General features: G+C 43.3%; 13 protein-coding genes and 4 pseudogenes. 5 read left to right on the top strand and 12 right to left on the bottom strand.

All coding sequences use genetic code 11. The features are described 5' to 3' along the window. Nucleotides 1-15: 15 nt before the first annotated feature. On the top strand, nucleotides 16-858 hold the full coding sequence (locus NO352_RS07025; protein WP_040735534.1) for an aldo/keto reductase: 843 nt from the start codon (nucleotides 16-18) through the stop codon (nucleotides 856-858). A gap of 123 nt (nucleotides 859-981) precedes the next feature. Here the strand turns inward: NO352_RS07025 and NO352_RS07020 are convergent, their stop codons facing one another. The 8 genes from NO352_RS07020 to zwf form a co-directional block, all read right to left on the bottom strand. After that, complete coding sequence (locus NO352_RS07020; protein WP_289355197.1) at nucleotides 982-2,079, bottom strand: hypothetical protein; 1,098 nt, start codon at nucleotides 2,077-2,079, stop codon at nucleotides 982-984. Nucleotides 2,080-2,211: 132 nt separating this feature from the next. Next, a complete protein-coding gene (locus NO352_RS07015) occupies nucleotides 2,212-3,489 on the bottom strand; it encodes an L-lactate MFS transporter (RefSeq protein ID WP_005544386.1) in 1,278 nt (425 codons plus the stop codon). 161 nt (nucleotides 3,490-3,650) lie between these two features. Then, nucleotides 3,651-4,397, bottom strand: a complete 747-nt coding sequence (locus tag NO352_RS07010; RefSeq protein ID WP_268599397.1) for a LytR/AlgR family response regulator transcription factor — start codon at nucleotides 4,395-4,397, stop codon at nucleotides 3,651-3,653. Beyond that, a complete protein-coding gene (locus NO352_RS07005; RefSeq protein WP_289355196.1) occupies nucleotides 4,394-6,037 on the bottom strand; it encodes a sensor histidine kinase in 1,644 nt (547 codons plus the stop codon). The genes NO352_RS07010 and NO352_RS07005 overlap by 4 nt, the downstream gene beginning before the upstream one ends. A 210-nt stretch (nucleotides 6,038-6,247) precedes the next feature. Further along, on the bottom strand, nucleotides 6,248-7,666 hold the full coding sequence (gene gndA / locus NO352_RS07000; RefSeq protein ID WP_289355195.1) for an NADP-dependent phosphogluconate dehydrogenase: 1,419 nt from the start codon (nucleotides 7,664-7,666) through the stop codon (nucleotides 6,248-6,250). Between the two features lie 85 nt (nucleotides 7,667-7,751). Continuing rightward, nucleotides 7,752-8,420 carry a fructose-6-phosphate aldolase gene (fsa, locus tag NO352_RS06995; protein ID WP_262866447.1) on the bottom strand — a complete coding sequence of 223 codons (669 nt, stop codon included), beginning with the start codon at nucleotides 8,418-8,420 and terminating at the stop codon, nucleotides 7,752-7,754. Nucleotides 8,421-8,459: 39 nt separating this feature from the next. Further along, the gene (gene tkt, locus NO352_RS06990; protein WP_289355194.1) at nucleotides 8,460-10,454 is read right to left on the bottom strand and encodes a transketolase; all 1,995 of its coding nucleotides are present in this window, start codon (nucleotides 10,452-10,454) and stop codon (nucleotides 8,460-8,462) included. Further along, the gene (zwf, locus tag NO352_RS06985) at nucleotides 10,432-11,955 is read right to left on the bottom strand and encodes a glucose-6-phosphate dehydrogenase (protein ID WP_289355193.1); all 1,524 of its coding nucleotides are present in this window, start codon (nucleotides 11,953-11,955) and stop codon (nucleotides 10,432-10,434) included. The genes tkt and zwf overlap by 23 nt, the downstream gene beginning before the upstream one ends. 126 nt (nucleotides 11,956-12,081) lie before the next feature. Here zwf and NO352_RS06980 point away from each other — a divergent pair, with 126 nt between their 5' ends. Then, complete coding sequence (locus NO352_RS06980; protein WP_289355192.1) at nucleotides 12,082-13,014, top strand: LysR family transcriptional regulator; 933 nt, start codon at nucleotides 12,082-12,084, stop codon at nucleotides 13,012-13,014. A 405-nt stretch (nucleotides 13,015-13,419) separates the two neighbouring features. Here NO352_RS06980 and NO352_RS06975 read toward each other — a convergent pair. Together NO352_RS06975 and NO352_RS06970 are read right to left on the bottom strand one after the other, a co-directional pair. After that, nucleotides 13,420-13,730 (bottom strand): annotated as a pseudogene (locus NO352_RS06975) (LysE family translocator); the annotation flags it as partial. A 268-nt stretch (nucleotides 13,731-13,998) separates the two neighbouring features. Next, nucleotides 13,999-14,844 carry a DUF2785 domain-containing protein gene (locus tag NO352_RS06970; RefSeq protein WP_289355191.1) on the bottom strand — a complete coding sequence of 282 codons (846 nt, stop codon included), beginning with the start codon at nucleotides 14,842-14,844 and terminating at the stop codon, nucleotides 13,999-14,001. A 485-nt stretch (nucleotides 14,845-15,329) separates the two neighbouring features. On the opposite strand from NO352_RS06970, the pseudogene NO352_RS06965 reads away from it, so the two are divergent. Continuing rightward, nucleotides 15,330-16,040, top strand: a pseudogene (locus tag NO352_RS06965) (zinc-binding alcohol dehydrogenase family protein); the annotation flags it as partial. A gap of 401 nt (nucleotides 16,041-16,441) precedes the next feature. Here NO352_RS06965 and NO352_RS06960 read toward each other — a convergent pair. Then, nucleotides 16,442-16,888 carry a lasso peptide biosynthesis B2 protein gene (locus tag NO352_RS06960; RefSeq protein WP_289355190.1) on the bottom strand — a complete coding sequence of 149 codons (447 nt, stop codon included), beginning with the start codon at nucleotides 16,886-16,888 and terminating at the stop codon, nucleotides 16,442-16,444. After that, a pseudogene (locus NO352_RS25060) lies at nucleotides 16,888-17,040 on the bottom strand (PqqD family protein); the annotation flags it as partial. The pseudogene NO352_RS25060 and the gene NO352_RS06960, both read right to left, overlap by 1 nt. Nucleotides 17,041-17,638: 598 nt before the next feature. Here NO352_RS25060 and NO352_RS06955 point away from each other — a divergent pair. Both NO352_RS06955 and NO352_RS06950 read left to right on the top strand, forming a co-directional pair. Further along, nucleotides 17,639-18,352 carry a LytR/AlgR family response regulator transcription factor gene (locus NO352_RS06955; protein ID WP_289355189.1) on the top strand — a complete coding sequence of 238 codons (714 nt, stop codon included), beginning with the start codon at nucleotides 17,639-17,641 and terminating at the stop codon, nucleotides 18,350-18,352. A gap of 461 nt (nucleotides 18,353-18,813) precedes the next feature. Next, nucleotides 18,814-19,770 (top strand): annotated as a pseudogene (locus tag NO352_RS06950) (IS30 family transposase). Nucleotides 19,771-19,839: the final 69 nt, after the last annotated feature.

Raw genomic sequence — 19,839 nt, 5'->3', positions numbered from 1 at the left:
GAGGTTTTAATTATGATGGCAAAAAATTTGCAAGATACAACAACTTTGAATAATGGTGTGAAAATGCCTTGGTTTGGACTTGGAGTTTTCAAAGTCGAAGAAGGCCCTGAATTGGTGAATGCAGTCAAAACAGCGATTAAACATGGATACCGCAGCGTGGATACCGCAGCGATTTATGGGAATGAAGAAGGTGTTGGCCAAGGGATCCGAGAAGGCTTGAAGGAAGCGGGCATTTCAAGAGAAGAGTTATTTGTCACTTCTAAGGTTTGGAACGCGGATTTGGGATATGAATCTACGATTGCTGCTTATGAAACAAGCTTGAAGAAACTAGGCTTAGAATATTTGGATTTGTATTTGATTCATTGGCCGGTTGAAGGAAAATATAAAGATGCTTGGAGAGCGTTGGAAACTCTTTATAAAGAAGGCCGCGTAAAAGCAATTGGCGTAAGTAATTTCCAAATCCATCATTTGCAAGACTTGATGAAGGACGCTGAAATTAAGCCGATGATCAACCAAGTAGAATACCATCCACGATTGACTCAAAAAGAGTTGCAAGCATTTTGCCAAGACAACGGTATTCAGTTTGAAGCATGGTCACCACTCATGCAAGGTCAATTGCTTGACAACGAAGTTATTCAGGAAATTGCGAATAAGCATAATAAATCTGTTGCCCAAGTTATTTTGCGTTGGGACTTGCAGAACGGAGTGGTTACCATTCCAAAATCAACAAAAGAGCATCGAATTGTTGAAAATGCGAATGTGTTTGACTTTGAACTGACAAAAGAAGAAATGGAAATCATTGATGGATTAAATCAAAACCATCGTGTAGGTCCAGACCCAGATAACTTTGATTTTTAATAAAAAAACTCGGGCTGCGAGTTCTCAGCGTGTAGAGAAAGAGCTATTCTTTCTCTACACTTTTTTTATGTTGAAACAACGACAATCTAGAGCTATATTTCCTGCTGACAGTAGCGCTCCAGCTTAAGGCGTAAGAGAAAAGGAATAAAATTCTCCTTTCTTGTTGATCTTGCCCACGATTGTAGGTTGTTTGTCCTTTTTAAATGTATATTCGTTCAATTTAACAGTCACTTTATATCCGGCCAAATTGACATTGAATATTGATTTTACTTTGCCGCTTGCTGCAGAAATCGCTTGTTTTGGGGTATATTTGGGTTTGGCAAAGGATTTGGCAAAATCTTTGTCGCTCGTCCAATCCGTATAAATCGTATCGACTTCCAACACTTGATTGGTTATTGCGTCAATCTTGACGCTATGATGATCGTAGTGATCTCTAAAATGCCAAAAATAGCTGCCGGCGACTTCATCCTTTACCCGCTCCGCGCGAACAAGATTTACTTTTTCTTTCCTTAATTGATTAATTGCGTTAACAGCTTTATTCAACAATTTTTTATCTACTTGGGCTGAGGAATAGCTTTGTCTGGCGATGATTTTGTTTCCTTTGTCGAGATCGATATCCAGCGATGCAGTCCCCCAGAATACCCAGTAATTTCGCGGCTCATTATCTTGATATGGCGATTTTACTCTCCATAATGCGTTGAACGTTAATGGATATTTCTTATCCTCGAACTTCGCGATGAAGGCATTCACCTTCTTAAGAACGGCTGACTCCAACGCAAGATCCTTATCTTTGATTTGATAATAGACGGTTGCATTATTCACTCGTTGTTTTTTCTTGTCGTAACCAACAGTGAACCTTGCTGCAGGCTGGGACAGCTCCCCTTCTAGATCAATATTGTCACTATTATTCGCTATTACTTTGAGATCCGATTTCATCTCATTGCCTTTTGCAATATCCCCAAGAGCGGCTTTGACCTTCTCTAAAACAGTTGAATCGAGCTGTGATTTAGCCGTACTTTCAATAACTTCTGTGTGCGTTTCTGCCTGTACAGATCCATTAAAAAAGCTGCATGTCAATAAGGCGGCCATAACGGTAAGTAGAGCGATTCTTCTTCGCATATAAACCCTTCCTTCATTATGGAAAAATGTAACTTCATTTTTTAGATTCATTTCCTTTTTAAAAGGTTGCACCTTTACTGACATTAGAATAGTAAACATCATTCCAATATAATTTCTTATTCAACAAAAAAAACAGGCGTCTTTTACACCGCTTACCTGTGCAAAGAACACCTGTTTGTTTTTGGTAACACTCTTTTGAGTAGCCTTTCCTATCAATCTGAGGTTCCACTGCGTTTATCCCACATTGTAATGTGGTTTTAGCACAACTTCTTGGTTCACTTCTGGTTTCGCTTCTTGGTTCTTCTTCGACTGATTACGTTGGCTAGGTACGGAGATAAAGATCGCAATCAAGAAAGAGAGCATACACAAGACCGCAATGACGGTAAAGGTAATTTGGAAACCACCGAACAAAGCACTAAGGAACGAACCAGCCAAGGCACCTAACCCGAATCCTTGATAAATGATTCCATAGTTCTTGCTTTGGTTCTTCAAGCCGAAATAGTCTGCCACAATCGCCGGGAAGACCGTGATATTACCGCCAAAGCAGAATGCGATCACCGCGACACAGGTGAAGAAGATGCCCAGATTCAGAGGTACAAAGTTCAAGGCCATGACGGACAATGCCGTCGCAAAAAGCGCTCCCGCTACAACTTTCATACGTCCTACTTTATCAGACAAAGCACCGAGAATGATTCGACCGGCTGTATTGAAAATCGCCACCATAGCTACCGCATTCGCTGCTGTGCTGATATCAAGACCGGCTAGCTGCACACCGATGTCTTTGACGATACCAATCAGGTACAATCCACTCATACAAGCTGTGAATAGAATAAGGAAGAGCATATACGCTTCTTTCGTACGCAGCATTTCTTTCACTGTATAATTCCGCCCACTCTGCGACTCCGCAGTTGCGTCTGCAGGTGTTTCCGTAATTACGGCTTCTTTGATTAACAACGAACCGGCAATCACCATGACCATCACAATCAATCCCCAGACCAGAAATGCATAGGAGACCCCCATCGTATTGATGAAATTCACATTAATATATTTGAAAACCAAGCTGCCTGTCCCAAAAGCTCCCACCGAGATCCCCGATATTAATCCTTTGCGTTCAGGAAACCATTTCATTAAATTCGATAGCGATGTGATGTAGGCCGTACCATCCGCAAAACCAACAACCACACCAGCAAGCAAGTACAACATCCACAACGATGAAACCTGTGAGCTAGCGATAAGCCCTGCACCGAGAACAACACCTGCAATCATCGTCATACGCCGAATTCCGATGCGATCCTGAATTTTTCCGGCGAACAATGTCGAGAAAGCCAGTGCAAAACTGGTGATGGAAAATGTAATCGATACGGAGCTGAGCTCCCATCCAAATTTGTCGGCTAACGGCTGATTGAATAAACTCCACGTATATATGGTTCCTAATCCCATTTGTACAATGATTGTTCCAAGGACGATCAGCCAGCGATTTACCTGCGACCCAGTTGCTTGATGCGTTCTCATAATAGATCCCCTCTTTCCATTCTGCTATGATCAAGAGTTGTGTTTTATCAGTAGGGAGTGAAAGCTCTTACGCTTTGCTTTTGCACCCTTATCTTACAAGATAAAACGCTTTCTTAAGCCATAAGCGGCATGAAATGACGGGATTGCGGAATGAACTGCATTTATATATGCATCAACTGCCTGAATTCTTTGACTTTACTTCTGCTGACGGGCACTTCGGCATCCATATCACGCAGACGCAGCAAGTAAGTATTGTTGAACCATGGAACGATTTCATGGATTTGAGACAAATTGACGGTATAGGAACGATGACAACGATAGAATCGATCTTGAGGCAGCATAGCATGAAAGTCCGAAATACTCATCGGCATCGTATAAGTACCACTCTTCGTGAATACGTTCGTTACCTTCTCTTGTGCTTCCGCATAGTAGATGTCATCGCTATCCGTAACGATATACTTATCATTTTTCAGCAGATTAATGCGTTTCTCCTCAGATTTTGGCCTGTTGTCCGCAGGATTGGAACCTCCACCTTGCTGCACATCCCGTTCGAAGGCGGTCTCCAGCTTACGCAGCATCGCGGCAATCCGGTTCTCGTCGTAGGGCTTCAAGATATAATCAAAAGCCTCCAGTTCAAAAGCTTGAGCGGCATGCTCCTTATAAGCGGTTGTAAAAATAACATACGGTTTATGCGCGAACTTACTAATATTCGTCGCTAGCAGCATCCCGTCCAGGGATGGAATGTTGATATCGAGAAAAATCGCATCGACTTCCTTCTCCTGCAGAAATTTAAGCACATCAAGGCCATCCTCAAATCGCTCCACGATTTCAATGCGGCTATGTTTGGTAATCAAATATTCCAGCTCTTCACTGGCCAATACTTCATCTTCCACAATTATCGCTCTCATCGTGTCTCCTTCTGTATGTCAAAAAAGATATTCGTTCCTTGATCTAGTCGCTCCACTGTAACACCATGCCCGAAAATGAGCTTCACACGCTTATGCACATTAAATAGACCAATATGGTTCGGCGGAACACGCTCCTCCATCACCTGTTTTATGATATCTTCACGGATGCCCACGCCAGTATCCTGGACACCAATTCGAATGTAATCGTCTGTATCTTTAACATAGATGGTGACCGTTCCAGGCCCTTTCACCTTCAATATACCGTGGACAATCGCATTCTCCACTAACGGTTGAATGATGAGACTCGGAATCTTCACGGCGACTTCATCCACATCATAAACGACATGCAGCCGATTTCCAAAGCGTGCCTTTTCAATTTCTACATAATTCCGAACCTGCTCCAACTCCTTATGGATATCGATCAAATCATCCGTTAACTCCAAATTGTAACGCAAATATCCGGATAAATTGACGATCAGTTCCCTCGCTTGGTCCGGTCTGGTTCGGATCGAGGATCCAATCGCGTTCAATGCATTGAACAAAAAATGAGGCTGAATGGTTGTCTGCAGCGCTTTGAGCTCCGCTTTATTCGCCATTTCCTTAATCTCTTCCACACGAGAAACTTCCATTAATGTCGAAATAATCTGGGATAAACCGACGGCCATAGTCTGCAGCGGATAGGTAATTTTATGCGCCTTCCGATAATAAATCTTCAAGGTCCCCGTCACTTCTTCCCGCTCTTTCAGTGGAATAATGAGCAAGGATTGAATGCCGGGCATCGCATCGTCCAACGCATGGTTGCTTATCATGAATTCCCCGCTTCGTATCGTCTGTTTGGTCATATCACTGATGATCTCATGCCGGAATTGATAGCGGTCTTCCCCAAAACCGACGTAAGCGAGCACGCTCGAGGCATCCGTAATCGCCACTGCATCGGCTTGAATATCTTCTTTAATAATGGAACAGATCTTGTGCAAGGATTCGGTATTGATAGAGCGGAAATAGGGCAATGTCTTATTCGCAATGTCCAACGCTAACTTCGCTTGCTGCGCAGCGATTCCTTCCCGCTCACTTTCTACATTCTGAATTAACAAAATGATCAATCCCACATTCAATTGCCCTAGAATCATCGGTGTTGCTATTCTGGATACAATTTCATTGCCTAAGTTTGTAGGTTGCGCCATGAATATGATCAACAGCATCGTTAAAGCCTCGCAAGCCATCCCGGCAACAATCCCGATAAACCAACGTTTCGCTTTCGGCGTTCGAAGATGAATATAGCCAGATACCAGCCCCGCAATAATACTTGTGATGAGACATGGAATCGAGGTTACCCCGCCGATATCGATCAAATAACGATGGATTCCGGACACCACGCCCACGACTAGACCGACCCAAGGCCCGAATAAGATGCCTCCTGCCATAATCACGATAATCCGTACGTTGACCAGCGAGCCTTCCACATCAATGCCTGAGTAGGTGCCAAATAGTGCAAAGGTACAGAACAGAATCGTAACAACGGCGAACTCCTTCGTGGTCAGCGATTCCTTTTGCAGAATCTGCTTAAAGCTCGGAATACGAGTTAAGAAAAACAAAATAATGAGCAATAATGCTGCCCGCTCAAAGAGCTGAAGCAGCATCGTGAAATCTCCGTCTATGGAAACTACCTCCCGTTAACACAAGCTGTTTTTGTGTTTATTTTATCAAAGTTTGCTCTGTTTTCACGTTCCAATTCCATACATAAAAAAAGAGCGTGTTTTGAAAAAGATTGTTCAAAACACACTCTTAACCTATTCTATTAATTATACTTTTAATAAGGTTTGAAGGATTGCGCTACAATATTAATATTATTATTCATTATTTTCCATCCATTGAAAGTGGAAGCTCCCCTTTTGATCAACCCGCTCGAACGTATGCGCCCCAAAGTAATCCCTCTGTGCCTGAAGCAAATTAGCCGGCAGTCTTTCCGTCCGATAGCTGTCATAATAAGCTAGAGCGGAAGCGAATGAAGGAACCGGAATTCCTCTAGCTACGGCAATCGATACGACTTTTCTCCAGGCTTCTTGATAGTTAGCAATAATCCCACTGAAGTATTCGTCCAACAACAAGTTTTTCAATTCCGGGTTCCGGTCGTATGCATCCTTAATATTTTGTAAAAATCTTGCGCGGATAATACATCCCCCGCGGAAGATCATGGCGATGCCTCCATAGTTCAAATTCCAATTGTACGCGTCGGAAGCAGCTCTCATTTGCGCAAAGCCTTGCGCATACGAAGCGATTTTGCTGGCATACAAAGCTTTGCGAACGGCCTCGATAAATTCCTTGGGATCGCCGTCGTAGCTTGATGCTGCGGGGCCTTTCAACTGCTTGCTTGCGGCCATGCGTTCTTCTTTCATTGCGGAGATAAACCGTGCAAACACGGATTCAGTAATAATGGACAATGGAACTCCCAGATCCAATGCGCTTTGGCTCGTCCACTTCCCCGTACCTTTCTGTCCTGCTGAATCGAGGATGACATCCACCATAGGCTTGCCGGTTTCCGGATCGGTCTTCGAGAAAATATCGGCTGTAATTTCAATCAAATAACTATCCAGTTCGCCTTTGTTCCATTCGGAGAAGATGTCATGCAACTGCTCGGTATTTACGTTCAATACATCTTTGAGCAGATGATACGCTTCGCCGATGAGCTGCATGTCACCGTATTCGATGCCGTTGTGCACCATTTTGACATAATGGCCGGCGCCATCTTCTCCGATATAAGTTGAGCAGGGATCGCCGTTCACTTTGGCCGAAATAGCGGTCAGAATTGGCTCGACCAGTTCATAAGCCTCTTTTTGCCCGCCTGGCATAATCGCGGGACCGTTCAGCGCCCCTTCTTCGCCGCCCGAGACACCCGCGCCAATAAAACGGAATCCCTTGGCTTGCAGCTCTTTGTTTCTTCTTTGCGTATCAGGGAAATAGGCGTTTCCGCCGTCGATAAGAATATCCCCTTGACTCAGGTAAGGAACAAGCTGATTGATGGTATCGTCCGTCGGTTGCCCCGCTTTGACCATGATCAGAATTTTCCGCGGCGTCTCGAGCGATTGGACGAATTCTTCAATACTATACGTGCCGACGAAATTCTTGCCTTGCGCCTCCGCCAGAAGCTCATTCGTTTTCTCTGGCGAACGATTGTATACCGCAACCGAGAACCCTTTGCTTTCTATATTTAAGGCCAGATTTTTCCCCATGACGGCCAAACCTACCACGCCGATTTGTTGTTTCTTCATTGCAATTCCCTCCCAGTCATTTCTATCTATAGGCACGCCTCCATCAACGGGAGCATGCCGCGTGCCTTCTTGTTCACTTCATCACTTAAAGCTCGGCTGTTTTTTTCCAATCGGCAGCGAATTTATCCATGCCTTGATCCGTTAAGGGATGCTTGGAAATTTGTTCGATCACCGCAAATGGAATCGTTGCAATATGCGCGCCTGCCATCGCTACGCGCGTTACGTGATCCGGATGGCGGACGGATGCCGCGATAATTTGCGTGTCCAGGTTATGCACTCGGAACAATTCAGCGACTTTCGTGACGAGCTGGACGCCGTCTTCCGAAATATCATCCAAGCGGCCAAGGAACGGCGAGACATAAGTGGCACCTGCACGAGCGGCCAGTAAAGCTTGGTTCACGGTGAAAATCAGCGTCACGTTCGTTTTCACGCCTTTGTCGCTCAAATAGCGGCAAGCTTCAAGTCCGGCGAGCGTCATCGGAAGCTTGATCGTGATGTTTTTGTCATTATTATTGATTTTAATTAGTTCGTTCGCTTGCGCGATCATGTCTTCAGCTGTCACCGCATCAGGCGTTACTTCGGCAGAAACCGATTCAACTCCGGGTACTTCCCGCAAAATCTCGGCGATTCGATCTTCAAATTTCACACCTTCCTTGGCGACCAACGACGGATTCGTCGTAACACCGGATAAGATACCGATTTTATACGCTTTTTTGATGTCTTCTACATTTGCCGTATCGATAAAAAATTTCATAGGTAAGTACCTCCATTATTTTATTGGACACATTTATTATTACTTCAGTAATTCCTTCGTCAGGCGAACCACTTGATTTACGGAGAATCCAAAGTATTCCATAACCTCCGTACCAGCGCCAGAGGCGCCAAATGTATCGATCGACAGTACTTTTCCGCCTTGTCCCGTATAACGATCCCAGCCTAACGAAATGCCAGCTTCAATGGCCACCCGCTTCGTAACGGAATTAGGAAGGACACTCTGCTTGTACTCTTCGGGTTGACGATCGAACAACTCTCTGCTTGGCATAGCAACGACGCGTACGGAAATGTTGTCCCGCTCCAACTCCTCCTTAGCATTCATGGCCATAGAAACCTCTGATCCGGTTCCAATAAGGATGACATCCGGCTGGCCGCCTGTTTCGCTCAAGACATAAGCTCCTTTGGCTACCCCTTCAACATTGGCCTTAGTGGCTTCATATACAGGGAGATTTTGTCTGCTAAGCACCAGAGCTACTGGGCCTTCATTTTGCTGCAGAGCATACGCCCATGCGCTTGCCGTTTCATTGGCATCGGTCGGACGTATGATCGTAAGTCCCGGAATGGTGCGCAGCGCAGCCAAGTGCTCAACGGGTTCATGGGTAGGTCCATCTTCCCCAACAGCAATGGAATCATGGGTAAATACATAAGTCACAGGCAGTTTTTGCAGCGCAGCCAAACGAATAGACGGGCGCAAATAGTCGCTGAATACGAAGAAGGTGCTTACGAATGGCTTTACACCTCCATGCAAGGCCATGCCATTGCCGGCTGCACCCATAGCATGCTCACGGACGCCAAAGTAAATATTGCGTCCCGAGTAGGACTCCACAGCAAACTTTTGCTCTCCTTTGATGTCCGTCATCGTCGAATGCGATAAATCGGCACTTCCTCCAAAAATCGAAGGTACAGTTTTTACGTAATGATTTATCGCTTCGCCGCTTGCTACACGGGTAGAAATCGTTTTGGAATCATCGAACGTTAGGATGTCCGCTGCCTCAATCGATACGGAACCGTCGATGACTTGCTCAAGCTCCTTACCCTGCATAGGATATTGCGCTTTATAGGCCGCGACCAATTTGTTCCACTCTTCTTCTTTGGCCTCGCCCTTACGTTTCAGCTGCTCGAAATGCGCATTGACTTCTTCCGGAACGGTGAACTCTTCCTCATACTTCCAGCCGTAAATTTCCTTGGTCGCCTTCGCTTCTTCCTTGCCGAGCGGATTGCCGTGTACTTTGTTCGTTCCCGCTGCCTTGCTTCCGTAACCAATAATCGTCCGAATTTCGATAAGCGTCGGCTGGGCATCGTTATGCTTGGCTGCGGCGATCGCTTCTGTAATCTTGGAAATGTCATTGCCGTCCTCGACCCGGATATATTCCCAATTAGCCGATTCCGCTCTTTTTTGCATATTTTCGCCGAAGGAAAGGTTGAGCCCTCCATCCAACGAGATGTCGTTGGAATCATACAATACGATTAATTTTCCAAGCTTCATATGTCCTGCCATGGACATCGCCTCGTAAGAGATTCCTTCCATTAAGCAGCCGTCTCCGACAAGCGCATACGTATAATGATCGATTACCGGGAAACCGTCTTGATTGAATTTCGAGGCCAAATGAGCTTCGGCCATCGCCATCCCGACTGCCATCGCCAACCCTTGTCCCAGAGGTCCAGTTGTCGCTTCTACGCCATCCGTGTGCCCATATTCGGGATGCCCCGGCGTTTTGCTGTTCAGCTTGCGAAACTGTTTTAAATCATCAAGCGATACCTGATATCCAGACAAGTGCAGCAGGCTGTAGAGCAAGGCTGATCCGTGACCCGCAGAAAGAACGAAGCGGTCGCGGTTAAACCATTTAGCATGGCCGGGATTGTGATTTAATAGTCTGGACCAAAGAGCGTATGCCATCGGCGCCGCTCCCATCGGCAGCCCCGGATGACCGGAATTGGCGCGGTTGATAGCATCGATAGACAATGTTCGGATCGTATCGACAGCTAATTGATCAATGGTTTCCTTGGTAAGCATATTGTTCTCCTTCTTCCGTTTTAATATGTTGTTCTGGTTTGTCATCGAACCACCAATGGTAGCCGTCCTTCGCCAATAACGCATCGGACTCGGCAGGACCGTAAGTGCCCGCTTCATACCGATGAAGCGGAACCAGATTCTCCTCGAATGCTTCCAGGATCGGTTGAACCCATTTCCAGGACAATTCGACCTCATCCCAATGTGCGAAGAACGTAGGATCTCCTTGCAGAGCGTCGTAAATCAAATTTTCGTAAGCCTCGGGAACATCGCCCTTGCTCTCATGAAAATTCATTTGAAGGGGCTTGAACTCCCCTTTATGCAAAGGATCTCTTGTATTTAATTGCAGCGTAATGCCTTCATTAGGACTAATTTCAAATACCAGAAGGTTAGGCGATTTTCTTTCAGTACTTTCCTGAGAGGACATCTTTAACTGTTCCTTGAACTCAATTACAATCCGCGTTGATTTCTCTTTCAATCGTTTGCCTGTTCGGATATAAAAAGGTACGCCGCGCCAAAAGAAATCATTGATCTGCAATTTAGCGGCAATAAACGTATCGTTCATGGAAGTAGAAGCGATCCCTGGTTCGGAGATATAGCCGATTACCGGCTTTCCTTGAACGGTTCCTGCTTTGTATTGACCACGGATAATGCTCGCGCTCACTTCCTCTTTATGCAGCGGCTCGAGGGCTTCCATTACCTTTTTCTTCTTAAAGCGCACCATTTCCGAGTCACTGTTGATTGGAAGATGACTCGTCAGCATCATCAATAATTGCAGCATATGGTTTTGGAACATGTCTCTTACGGCGCCTACGTGATCGTAATAACCCGCTCTTTCTTCTACGCCGACAGTCTCGTTTGCTGTAATTTGCACGTTGGCAATATAACGATTCGTCCATAAGGCATTAAGGACCGGATTTTGCTGCAAAATCTCAAGCTTCTGAATCAGCGGCTTGCCGAGATAATGATCGATTCGGTAAATTTCATGATCCGCAAAAGCTTGGCTCAGCTTCTGATTTAAATCGCGAGCAGATTTCAAATCATGGCCGAAAGGCTTCTCGATCACGAGACGCTTCCAGCCATTCGCGGAACCGAGCCCGCTTTCCTTAATGCTCGCTGTGATCGTTTCAAAAAACTCCGGTCCGACAGATAAATAAAACAGGCGATTCGGCGGAATGTTCAGCTCTTCTTCTCTCTGTTCAATCAGTTGCAGCAGCTTCCTATAATCTTCTTTGCGATCTATATGAAGAACGCTGTAACGGAATAAGCTCACAAAATCTTTGATTAACGAAGAATTGTTCGCTTCTCGTCTGGAAAAAGTACGGATAGACTGCTCGACATTTGCCTGAAACGATTCATCAGACAGTTCTCTTCTCCCAAGTCCAAATAAGGAGAATGATTGCGGCAGCTTCCGATCGATATACAAGTTGTAGAGGGCAGGGTATATTTTTCTTTTGGCTAAATCCCCAGTCGCTCCAAACAAAACAAAAGTGGTCGGCTCCATGTTTCTCTCTCCTTCAAGCAGCGCTCTATTAATCAAGCTCTGGTTTCTTTTTCGTAGTTCCACTATAATACGAATATCATCTATACAAGTAATAAATATATTTCACAGGAGCTATAGACCACATCTATGAGTATAAATTACGAATTGTACAAAGTTTTTTATTGGGCTGCGAAGACAGGCAGCTTGACTCAGGCTGCCAAGGCCTTATACCTAACCCAACCTAGCGTCAGCCACGCCATCAAACAGCTCGAAAACAGCTTCGGCATCTCTTTGTTCTACCGGAATTCCAAAGGCGTTGGGCTGACAAGAGAGGGCGCCATGCTGTATTCCTATATTGAGCAGTCACAGATCTTAATATCTCTGGCCGAAGAAAAAATGGAGGCACTTAAAAATCTGGACAGCGGCGAGCTGCGGATCGGCGGAAGCGATTCGCTGTTCAAGCATTATCTGCTCCCGTACTTGGAGGACTTTCATGAGAAGCATCCCGGGATCAGACTTCACCTGAATCATGGAACAACACCGGAAATTATTTCCTTCCTAAAAGAAGGAAAAATTGATTTGGGCGTTATCCGTATGCCTATCGTCGATACCCAGCTTGAAGTGCGGGAGACTTTTCAGCTGCAGGAATGCTTTGTAGCGGGGACACGTTATGCCGAGCTCAAGGATGCGGTTTTAACGCTGGATATGCTGCTCCAGTACCCAATTATCCTGTTCTCGCGCAATAGCAGGGCACGAATGACCATTACGGAATTATTTCAAAGCTACGGATATAAACTCACACCTAAAATTGAGGTCGGAAGCGTGGATCTTCTCATCGAGTTTGCTAGGAAAGGACTCGGAATTTCTTACGTGACGAGGGAATTTGTTTCGAAAGAGCTGGAAGAGGGCACCCTCTTCGAGATTCAATTGGACGTGCGGCTGCCGCCTTCTCACGTGGGGATTATGATTATGCGCAACATGCCGCTTTCCATGGCAGCATGCGGGTTTATCGAGATGATTCAAACGTGTCCGCTATCAAAGCAGGGACGTTCAGGAGCTGCTTTTCCATTGAAAGAATAGTTCGATTTACCCAGGGCATAGGGGACAAGAAAACGTAAAACTTCAAAAGGCACAAAAAAACTACTAATGAATTCAGTAGCAAAAAAGCTGTTTATAGCATTTTTTAGTATCATCATAATCATTTCTACGATGCTGAACCAATTGTTTAGTAAAAAATAAAGGATTAGACCGGAACCTCTTATGGTACAAGAAGTCCCGGTCTTCCCTGGATATTTGAAAATTAGTTTTCTACTCAACGAAGCATGGATCTAAACTGAATAATAAAGTTATAAACTGCCTCATTGAACTATCGACCCCGTTAGTTTAACAAAGTTCACGGCTGAAAGAAGAGTCAGACAGTATTATGGAATTTGTTCATGTATCACTATCTGCGATCAAAGGCAAGACTCGCAGCAAGACCTGTCAAATAGCAATTTTGGGGTTCAGTAGATTTGTCATCAATCCCGTCAAAAATAACTTTTCGGCGGTTCAATAGAAAGACCATCAGGCTTGAGAATTGAAGCAGCGCCTGGTTTGACTGCATTCCAAGCGAGCCAGAGCAGGTAAACAGCCCCGGCCCACTTGACTGATTCGTAAATGAACGGAACCGTTATGAAAAGAGCTGAGAGACCGAACATGGTTGCGATCATGTAAATCACGAATCCAAGTATTACACCAAGAAGCGAGATGACTCCATCTGTGCGACCTTGCGAAATAGTAGGAGAAATTAGGTAAATCTCCATAGTTCATCAACGTTAGAAATCATTATATATCCGAAGTCCAGTTTTGGTAGCATTTTTTGTAAGGAGTATGTAAATTTGCTGTTTTTAATTGGTTCAATCTCTACGGTCTGGTAATCAATGATGTTCAAACCTTCAGCCCGGAATTTTTGTGAATCTGGAATACTTCACAAAAGAATAGTTTCTTTTTGTTTTCTTGACATAAAAAGGGGCAATCCCTTTGCCAATTTTTCCATGGCTTTTGGGACAGCCCCCCTCTAATCCTTTAACGGATAGAAAACCTGTTCAATTTTGCCTCAGTACCAAGCATGACAGTGTTAAGCTCATTCCCTCGGCTATCTTGTCCCCTTCTGAAATAGAGACTGCGTAAAAAATTCTTGCTGTTCACACGAGCAATCACCTGACTGCGGCTTCTCGGCAAATTGCAGCATTGCGCTAAACCGCTAATCCAATCAGCGATTTCTTGATGTGGAAGCAACTCCTTATCAATCATCGTATCCACGATGTTGACCAACCGCTCATCATCCTCATCGCTAAAGATGTGTTTACCATTATGAAGCTTGCCAGAAATAGCGATAAGAACCTCACGCAGCATTGCTACGCTGCTCTCTTCGCACTGCACCAGCTCGACAAAAACATCCGCACCGTGAGACGCGCTGTGAGCCCAGCCGCCTACCGAAAGGTAACCTCGCAGATCCTTCTCCTCTTTATAATAACGGAGCATTGTATGCATTAATTGCTCAATTTCAGCTTGATTAAAAAATGGATTCTGTCTGTGGCGTTGCACAATCAAAGCGATAGGCAAAGCAGAGAACGTTCTTGTAAAAACTGACTGATCATCCTCGCTGCCAATATTATAGAACAAATGGTTCTCATCAGTCAGAACAGTTAAGAGGCTACGCAACTCCTCTCCACTGAACCTATTCTCTTCCTTAATCCACATATAGAACATCGGATAAATCAGGTTATCCCGTAATTCTGGCTGAGGATCGCCAATATATTGAAGTAACAAAGGTAAGAAATCTTGATGCTGCTCACCTTCGTGTAACTGATACTCATCCTTCTCAATTCTTTGCAAATCCAGCACCAATTTTGTCCTTGTATCGGTCATTTTCCCATCCCTCTCATCATTCGTTCACTCGCCTCGCCGAGATCATGAGTCAGCGGAATTTCTGCTTGTTCCTATTCCTATCCCTTGGATGCAATTAACATCAATCACATTATTGTAGCACAGCCAAAACCAATGATTTTATCGCTAATTAATTAGTTGTTGAGTTGTGGATGTAAAGTAAGCTCCTCGAAGTGCCATTTGAGCAACATGATTTTTTACACTCTTATGCGCCCTCCGTAATTCATAGTTTTTCCATACAGCAATTCCAATCCCAACAACGGATTCTGCCCGTTAGCAAAGCGGCTGCCGAACCATGCCGGCAGCCACTTTATAGTTATTAATTAAGCTTATTGTAACCTTTAGCATTAGGTTAATAGATCGCTTCAAATTGTTACCCAACCAACTTGCCTTTAACTCTCCTCTCCTTCTATTACTCGAATGTTTTCAAGCCGCACTTTATAAGACTCCCCCCAAGCTTTCATAGAAATAAACGAATTGTAGGAAATATGCCTAAAAGTTTGGATTTCTCAGAGGCAGCCGCATTACCGCTTACCTCAATAACTGCATGGGAGGGCCTATTTGATCGTCTAGGAATTAGTCTAAACGCAAATAAAAACAAAAACATACTTATTATCGGAGCAGCCGGAGGAGTGGGCTCGATGGCCGTTCAACTTGCTAAATTTGCAGGGTTGACCGTCATCGGCACTGCTTCGCGTCCAGAGTCGAATCAATGGGTCAAAAGTCTGGGGGCGGATATTATTATAAATCACAACAATCCTTTTCAACCTCAACTCAAGGCTATGGGTATAGACACCATAGATTATATCTTTTGCTTGAATGATACTGTACAACATATGGCGAATATGGCGGAGGTCATAGCCCCCCAAGGTATCATTTGCTGTATTGTTCCTGCAGATAAAGATTCCTGGGCAGGAAACTTGAACGTGGACTTGCTTTTTTCTAAAAGTGTAACGTTTGTATGGGAGTTCATGTTTACACGATCCTTATTCCATACGAAAGACATGATTGAACAACACAAATTACTGAATAACCTGGCGGATTTAATTGATGACGGAAAATTAAAAACGACGCTAACTGAACGACTAGAACCCATTAATGCGGCAAACCTGCGTTTAGCACATGAGAAGTTGGAAACCGGTCGATCCATTGGGAAGATTGTTTTAGAAAACTTCTGATACTACGTAGAAGGCACGTTTAGTGTATAACGCTATGATCCGGCGAAACAAAATGTAACTAAAATGAAAACTCAGTTTGGTTCACTTTTATCTGTCTAATTTCTCGAATTCACTCCCCTAACATTGAATACAGCTCCTTCATCATAAAAAAGTCCCGATGACCAAACAAAGCATCATCGGGACTTTTTTACGAGCTCCAGACTTTTTTTACTGGTTCCACAGTTTTTTACTGGTCCAGACTTTTTTATCATCAGACAGCTTCTGACTTGCAATAAGGATTGTTGTTTGCTAATCCTTATGCAACAATTGTTGTTGATTAACTCTTGCACGTTTGCTTCGTGCTTCAAAAACAACACCGGTTCATATCACTACCTTACTTAAGTTCTTTAGATTTTAGATTGTTATTTTCCGTTTTTTTCTGTAATTTCCTCACCATAACTAGGTACACTTATAACTTTAGAATATAAACTTATTTCATCCGGCTCTCCAACTGGAATACCTTTTAATTCAACCCATGCATGTGCCCTAAATGGCTCTAGGGCGTATCCAGTACACCAACTAACAGATCTTCGTTTTAACCACGTTGCTACTACAACCGCAAGTGAACGTCTCAAACAACCCTCTTGACTTCGACATCTCTTACTTACTGTACATACTGCATCACGAATAACCTGAACTTGTTCCTTCGAAGCCGATGGATATCTTCTCGTTAAACAAGATAATATCTTTTCTATCATACTTGGAGGGAGCCAATTCAGAGGTGCTGATAGAAGTATAGCTAGTCTGGCATGCCATTTTGCCCCATTTGATACTTGTTCTGGACGATCTGGAAAAAATGGTATGTCCATTATGCTAGTCCCTCCTCTCTAAGCATGGAAAGAAATTCATTAACATCATTCTCTGCATTAGCACTCTCTAAACCAAAAGTCTTTTCTAATTCAGCCACTAATTCATTCCTAGTTTTTCCTTCACCTAATCCTTGAATTAAAAGTCTTCCAACGTGATTTACTTGGGTACGTTATATCCTTAACCCATACCTTATTTGAGGCATTTGTTTTAAATTTTTGTTGACAGTATGTTGGGTGATATCGGATTGAATGAGCTGGAGTTGATAGTTTGTTCATTGAATTTTTTTACGGTACAGGAGCGTAGATGGTTCTCTATCATGATACGTTTGACGGTTCTATCCGTCGTAGAATACCTTCTGCATGCAGCTTATGTGTAAGCTTACGCACCATAACTTCCTTGCGTGTCTTGATGATGGAAATGGATTCGACAAGTTTTATTCTTTTATGTCGCTTAGATCTTTCCGAATCTTTCGAATTCAGCCACTTGTAAAATCCGCTCCGTGATACACTCCGCCACCACCAAAAGCCCCATCTCTAAATTGCCGGTCTTGTCCTACCCATTTTTGAAGAGTACCGACAGGAATGTTAAGTTCCCCAGTAATATCAATGTGTTTTTCGACTTGCCTGTACATACTTCACAGTCTCTTCTTTAAATTTATTATTGTAACGTTGACTTTGTTCGCTCAAATTGTTGTTTATGACATGATGGTGCATCATAGCTACACTTACCATTATTAAAGGAGTGAAACGATGGTAATAAAAGTTGCTATTTGTGATGATGTTCCTGTTTTTGCAAAAGTTATCGAAGATTTAATGTTAGAATATAACTCCTCGTTATTTGAAATTGATATATATTACAATCCATTTCGTTTAATTGAATTACTTAAAAGAAATACATATGATTTGTTTATTTTAGATATTGAGTTTCCTAATGTATCAGGAATAGAGATTGCCGAGATCATTAGAAAGAATAATTATACTTGTCCAATTATTTTTATTACAAGTTTCAAAGAATATATGGAAAAGGCTTTTAAGGTTAACACTTTTGATTACATTTTAAAACCAGCAACAAAAGACAAACTATATCCTACCTTGAATCGCGCTATAAAATATTTAGATTTAGATGATTCAAAATTTATGTTTACATTTAATAAAGTTTTTTACAGTCTTTCTTTTAGTGAAATTATTTACTTTGAAAAAAATAAAAGGAGCGTACTTATTCACACACCCTCTGATATATATGAAACGCTTCTTCAAACAAGAGCCCTTTTATCCAAAGTTAATGATAATTTTGTGCAAATCCACACCTCGTTTATTGTTAATGTTAGATATGTAAAACAAATTAGAAATAATTGTGTTGTTGCCAATTTAAATGATAAGCAAACTGTTGAAATACCAATCAGTCGTAAATTTATAGATAGTGCCAGAAAACAAATTTTGATGAAGTTAAGAGACTTAATATAATGAATGATACTATTGTTGCATTATTCCTTTGTTGTTAATTTAGTGTTGGCTAATCGTTTTTTCAAAATAACTCCATCAATAAAACGTTCTCTAAAGAAAACTTAGTAATTACATCCTTGACTTTTTTCTTACCGAGATTCCGTTTCGTTTTTATTACGAAGCGGTTATCGCTATCAAAAAGTTATGATTCAAAATCCGGAAACGATCACCTAAAGAAGCTTGCATCTTATTCCTCTCCTTAAAGAGTAATAAAAAGTCCCGTTAGAAATTTATTATCGGGACTTTTTAAAGGAATCATCATTTAGAACAAGTCTTTATTGTATAGAAATTCGTTAGAACAACAATTTATTATTTGACGGATTGTAATATGAAGTGACACCTAAAATACAAAAAGGCCCATGTTAGTTTCGTGTAAAATGGAAGTCACCACAACAAACCATTTTCTACAGGAGAAATCTAACATGAGCTACTCCCTTCTTAGCATAATTGAACGAGGACAACTAGAGGCCCTACACCGACTAGGGTGGTCAATCCGTAAGATTGGACATGAATTAGGCTGCCATCCCCCTACCATCGCACGAGAGCTTAAGCGTGGAAGCGAGGTGCGAGGCTACTTTGCCCAGTCTGCTTAGGTTGCCTATTACGAGCGAAGGGCTTCATCTGTACCTGTCGGCAAGTATACGCCTGAACTTGCAAACGAGCTGACCGAGAAGCTCATTCAGACTTGCTCACCGGAACAGATAGCAGAGAAACGTCGGCTCTAGAGCAAGACCTTCGTCTGCTTCAAAACCATCTATCGGTGGATATACGAAGGACGGTTGGCAAGCGGTGATGTACAGGCATTACGGCATAAAGGCAAGCGTCAGAAGCCTGTGGAAACTCGAGGTTGGTTCTTGGTAGGTACACCGATTAGCAAGCGCCCCAAAGAGATTCGCAAGCGTGAAACCTTCGGTCACTGGGAACTGGATACCGTTGTCTCAAGCCGTGGCAAAAGCAAGGCTTGTGTAGCCACTTTTATTGAGCGTAAGACAAGGCACTACTTAGCCTTGACAATACCCGATCGTACCGCCTATTCGATGGAGGTTGACTTTGGTGTGGTTGCCAGCCAATTTCCTCAAGCCGCCTTTCAAACCGCTACCGTAGATCGCGGGAAAGAGTTTGCTTGTTATGCCAACCTTGAGAACTTTCATAATCTCAAGGTTTACTTTGCAGAACCGTATTCATCCTGGCAGCGAGGCTCAAATGAAAACGGAAATGGTCTTCTTCGAGAATTCTTTCCAAAGGGCCATGATTTTGCTTTGGTCACCGATGAAGATTTGGCCAAGGCTATCTCTCTCATTAATAATCGTCCCCGTAAATGTCTCGGTTGGATGTCTGCTCACGAAGCTTTCATGGATGAACTGTCGCACTTAGCTTGACAATCCGTCTAAAAAAAACACCCGGCAGGATGCGTACCGAGAGAAATACGGCATACACCCAAGCCGGGT

The organism is Paenibacillus sp. S-12 (assembly GCF_030363895.1).
GTDB classification, from domain to species: Bacteria; Bacillota; Bacilli; order Paenibacillales; family Paenibacillaceae; genus Paenibacillus_B; species Paenibacillus_B alvei.
Note: the sequence above shows the minus strand (reverse complement) of the source record. Positions and strands in the feature narration are given on the sequence as shown.

Excerpts from the sequence above, each read along its gene's own strand:
- NO352_RS07025 (WP_040735534.1), top strand. The coding sequence starts at position 16 with ATGGCAAAAAATTTGCAAGATACAACAACTTTGAATAATGGTGTGAAA.
- NO352_RS07020 (WP_289355197.1), bottom strand. The coding sequence starts at position 2,079 with ATGATGTTTACTATTCTAATGTCAGTAAAGGTGCAACCTTTTAAAAAG.
- NO352_RS07015 (WP_005544386.1), bottom strand. The coding sequence starts at position 3,489 with ATGAGAACGCATCAAGCAACTGGGTCGCAGGTAAATCGCTGGCTGATC.
- NO352_RS07010 (WP_268599397.1), bottom strand. The coding sequence starts at position 4,397 with ATGAGAGCGATAATTGTGGAAGATGAAGTATTGGCCAGTGAAGAGCTG.
- NO352_RS07005 (WP_289355196.1), bottom strand. The coding sequence starts at position 6,037 with ATGCTGCTTCAGCTCTTTGAGCGGGCAGCATTATTGCTCATTATTTTG.
- gndA (WP_289355195.1), bottom strand. The coding sequence starts at position 7,666 with ATGAAGAAACAACAAATCGGCGTGGTAGGTTTGGCCGTCATGGGGAAA.
- fsa (WP_262866447.1), bottom strand. The coding sequence starts at position 8,420 with ATGAAATTTTTTATCGATACGGCAAATGTAGAAGACATCAAAAAAGCG.
- tkt (WP_289355194.1), bottom strand. The coding sequence starts at position 10,454 with ATGCTTACCAAGGAAACCATTGATCAATTAGCTGTCGATACGATCCGA.
- zwf (WP_289355193.1), bottom strand. The coding sequence starts at position 11,955 with ATGGAGCCGACCACTTTTGTTTTGTTTGGAGCGACTGGGGATTTAGCC.
- NO352_RS06980 (WP_289355192.1), top strand. The coding sequence starts at position 12,082 with ATGAGTATAAATTACGAATTGTACAAAGTTTTTTATTGGGCTGCGAAG.
- NO352_RS06970 (WP_289355191.1), bottom strand. The coding sequence starts at position 14,844 with ATGACCGATACAAGGACAAAATTGGTGCTGGATTTGCAAAGAATTGAG.
- NO352_RS06960 (WP_289355190.1), bottom strand. The coding sequence starts at position 16,888 with ATGGACATACCATTTTTTCCAGATCGTCCAGAACAAGTATCAAATGGG.
- NO352_RS06955 (WP_289355189.1), top strand. The coding sequence starts at position 17,639 with ATGGTAATAAAAGTTGCTATTTGTGATGATGTTCCTGTTTTTGCAAAA.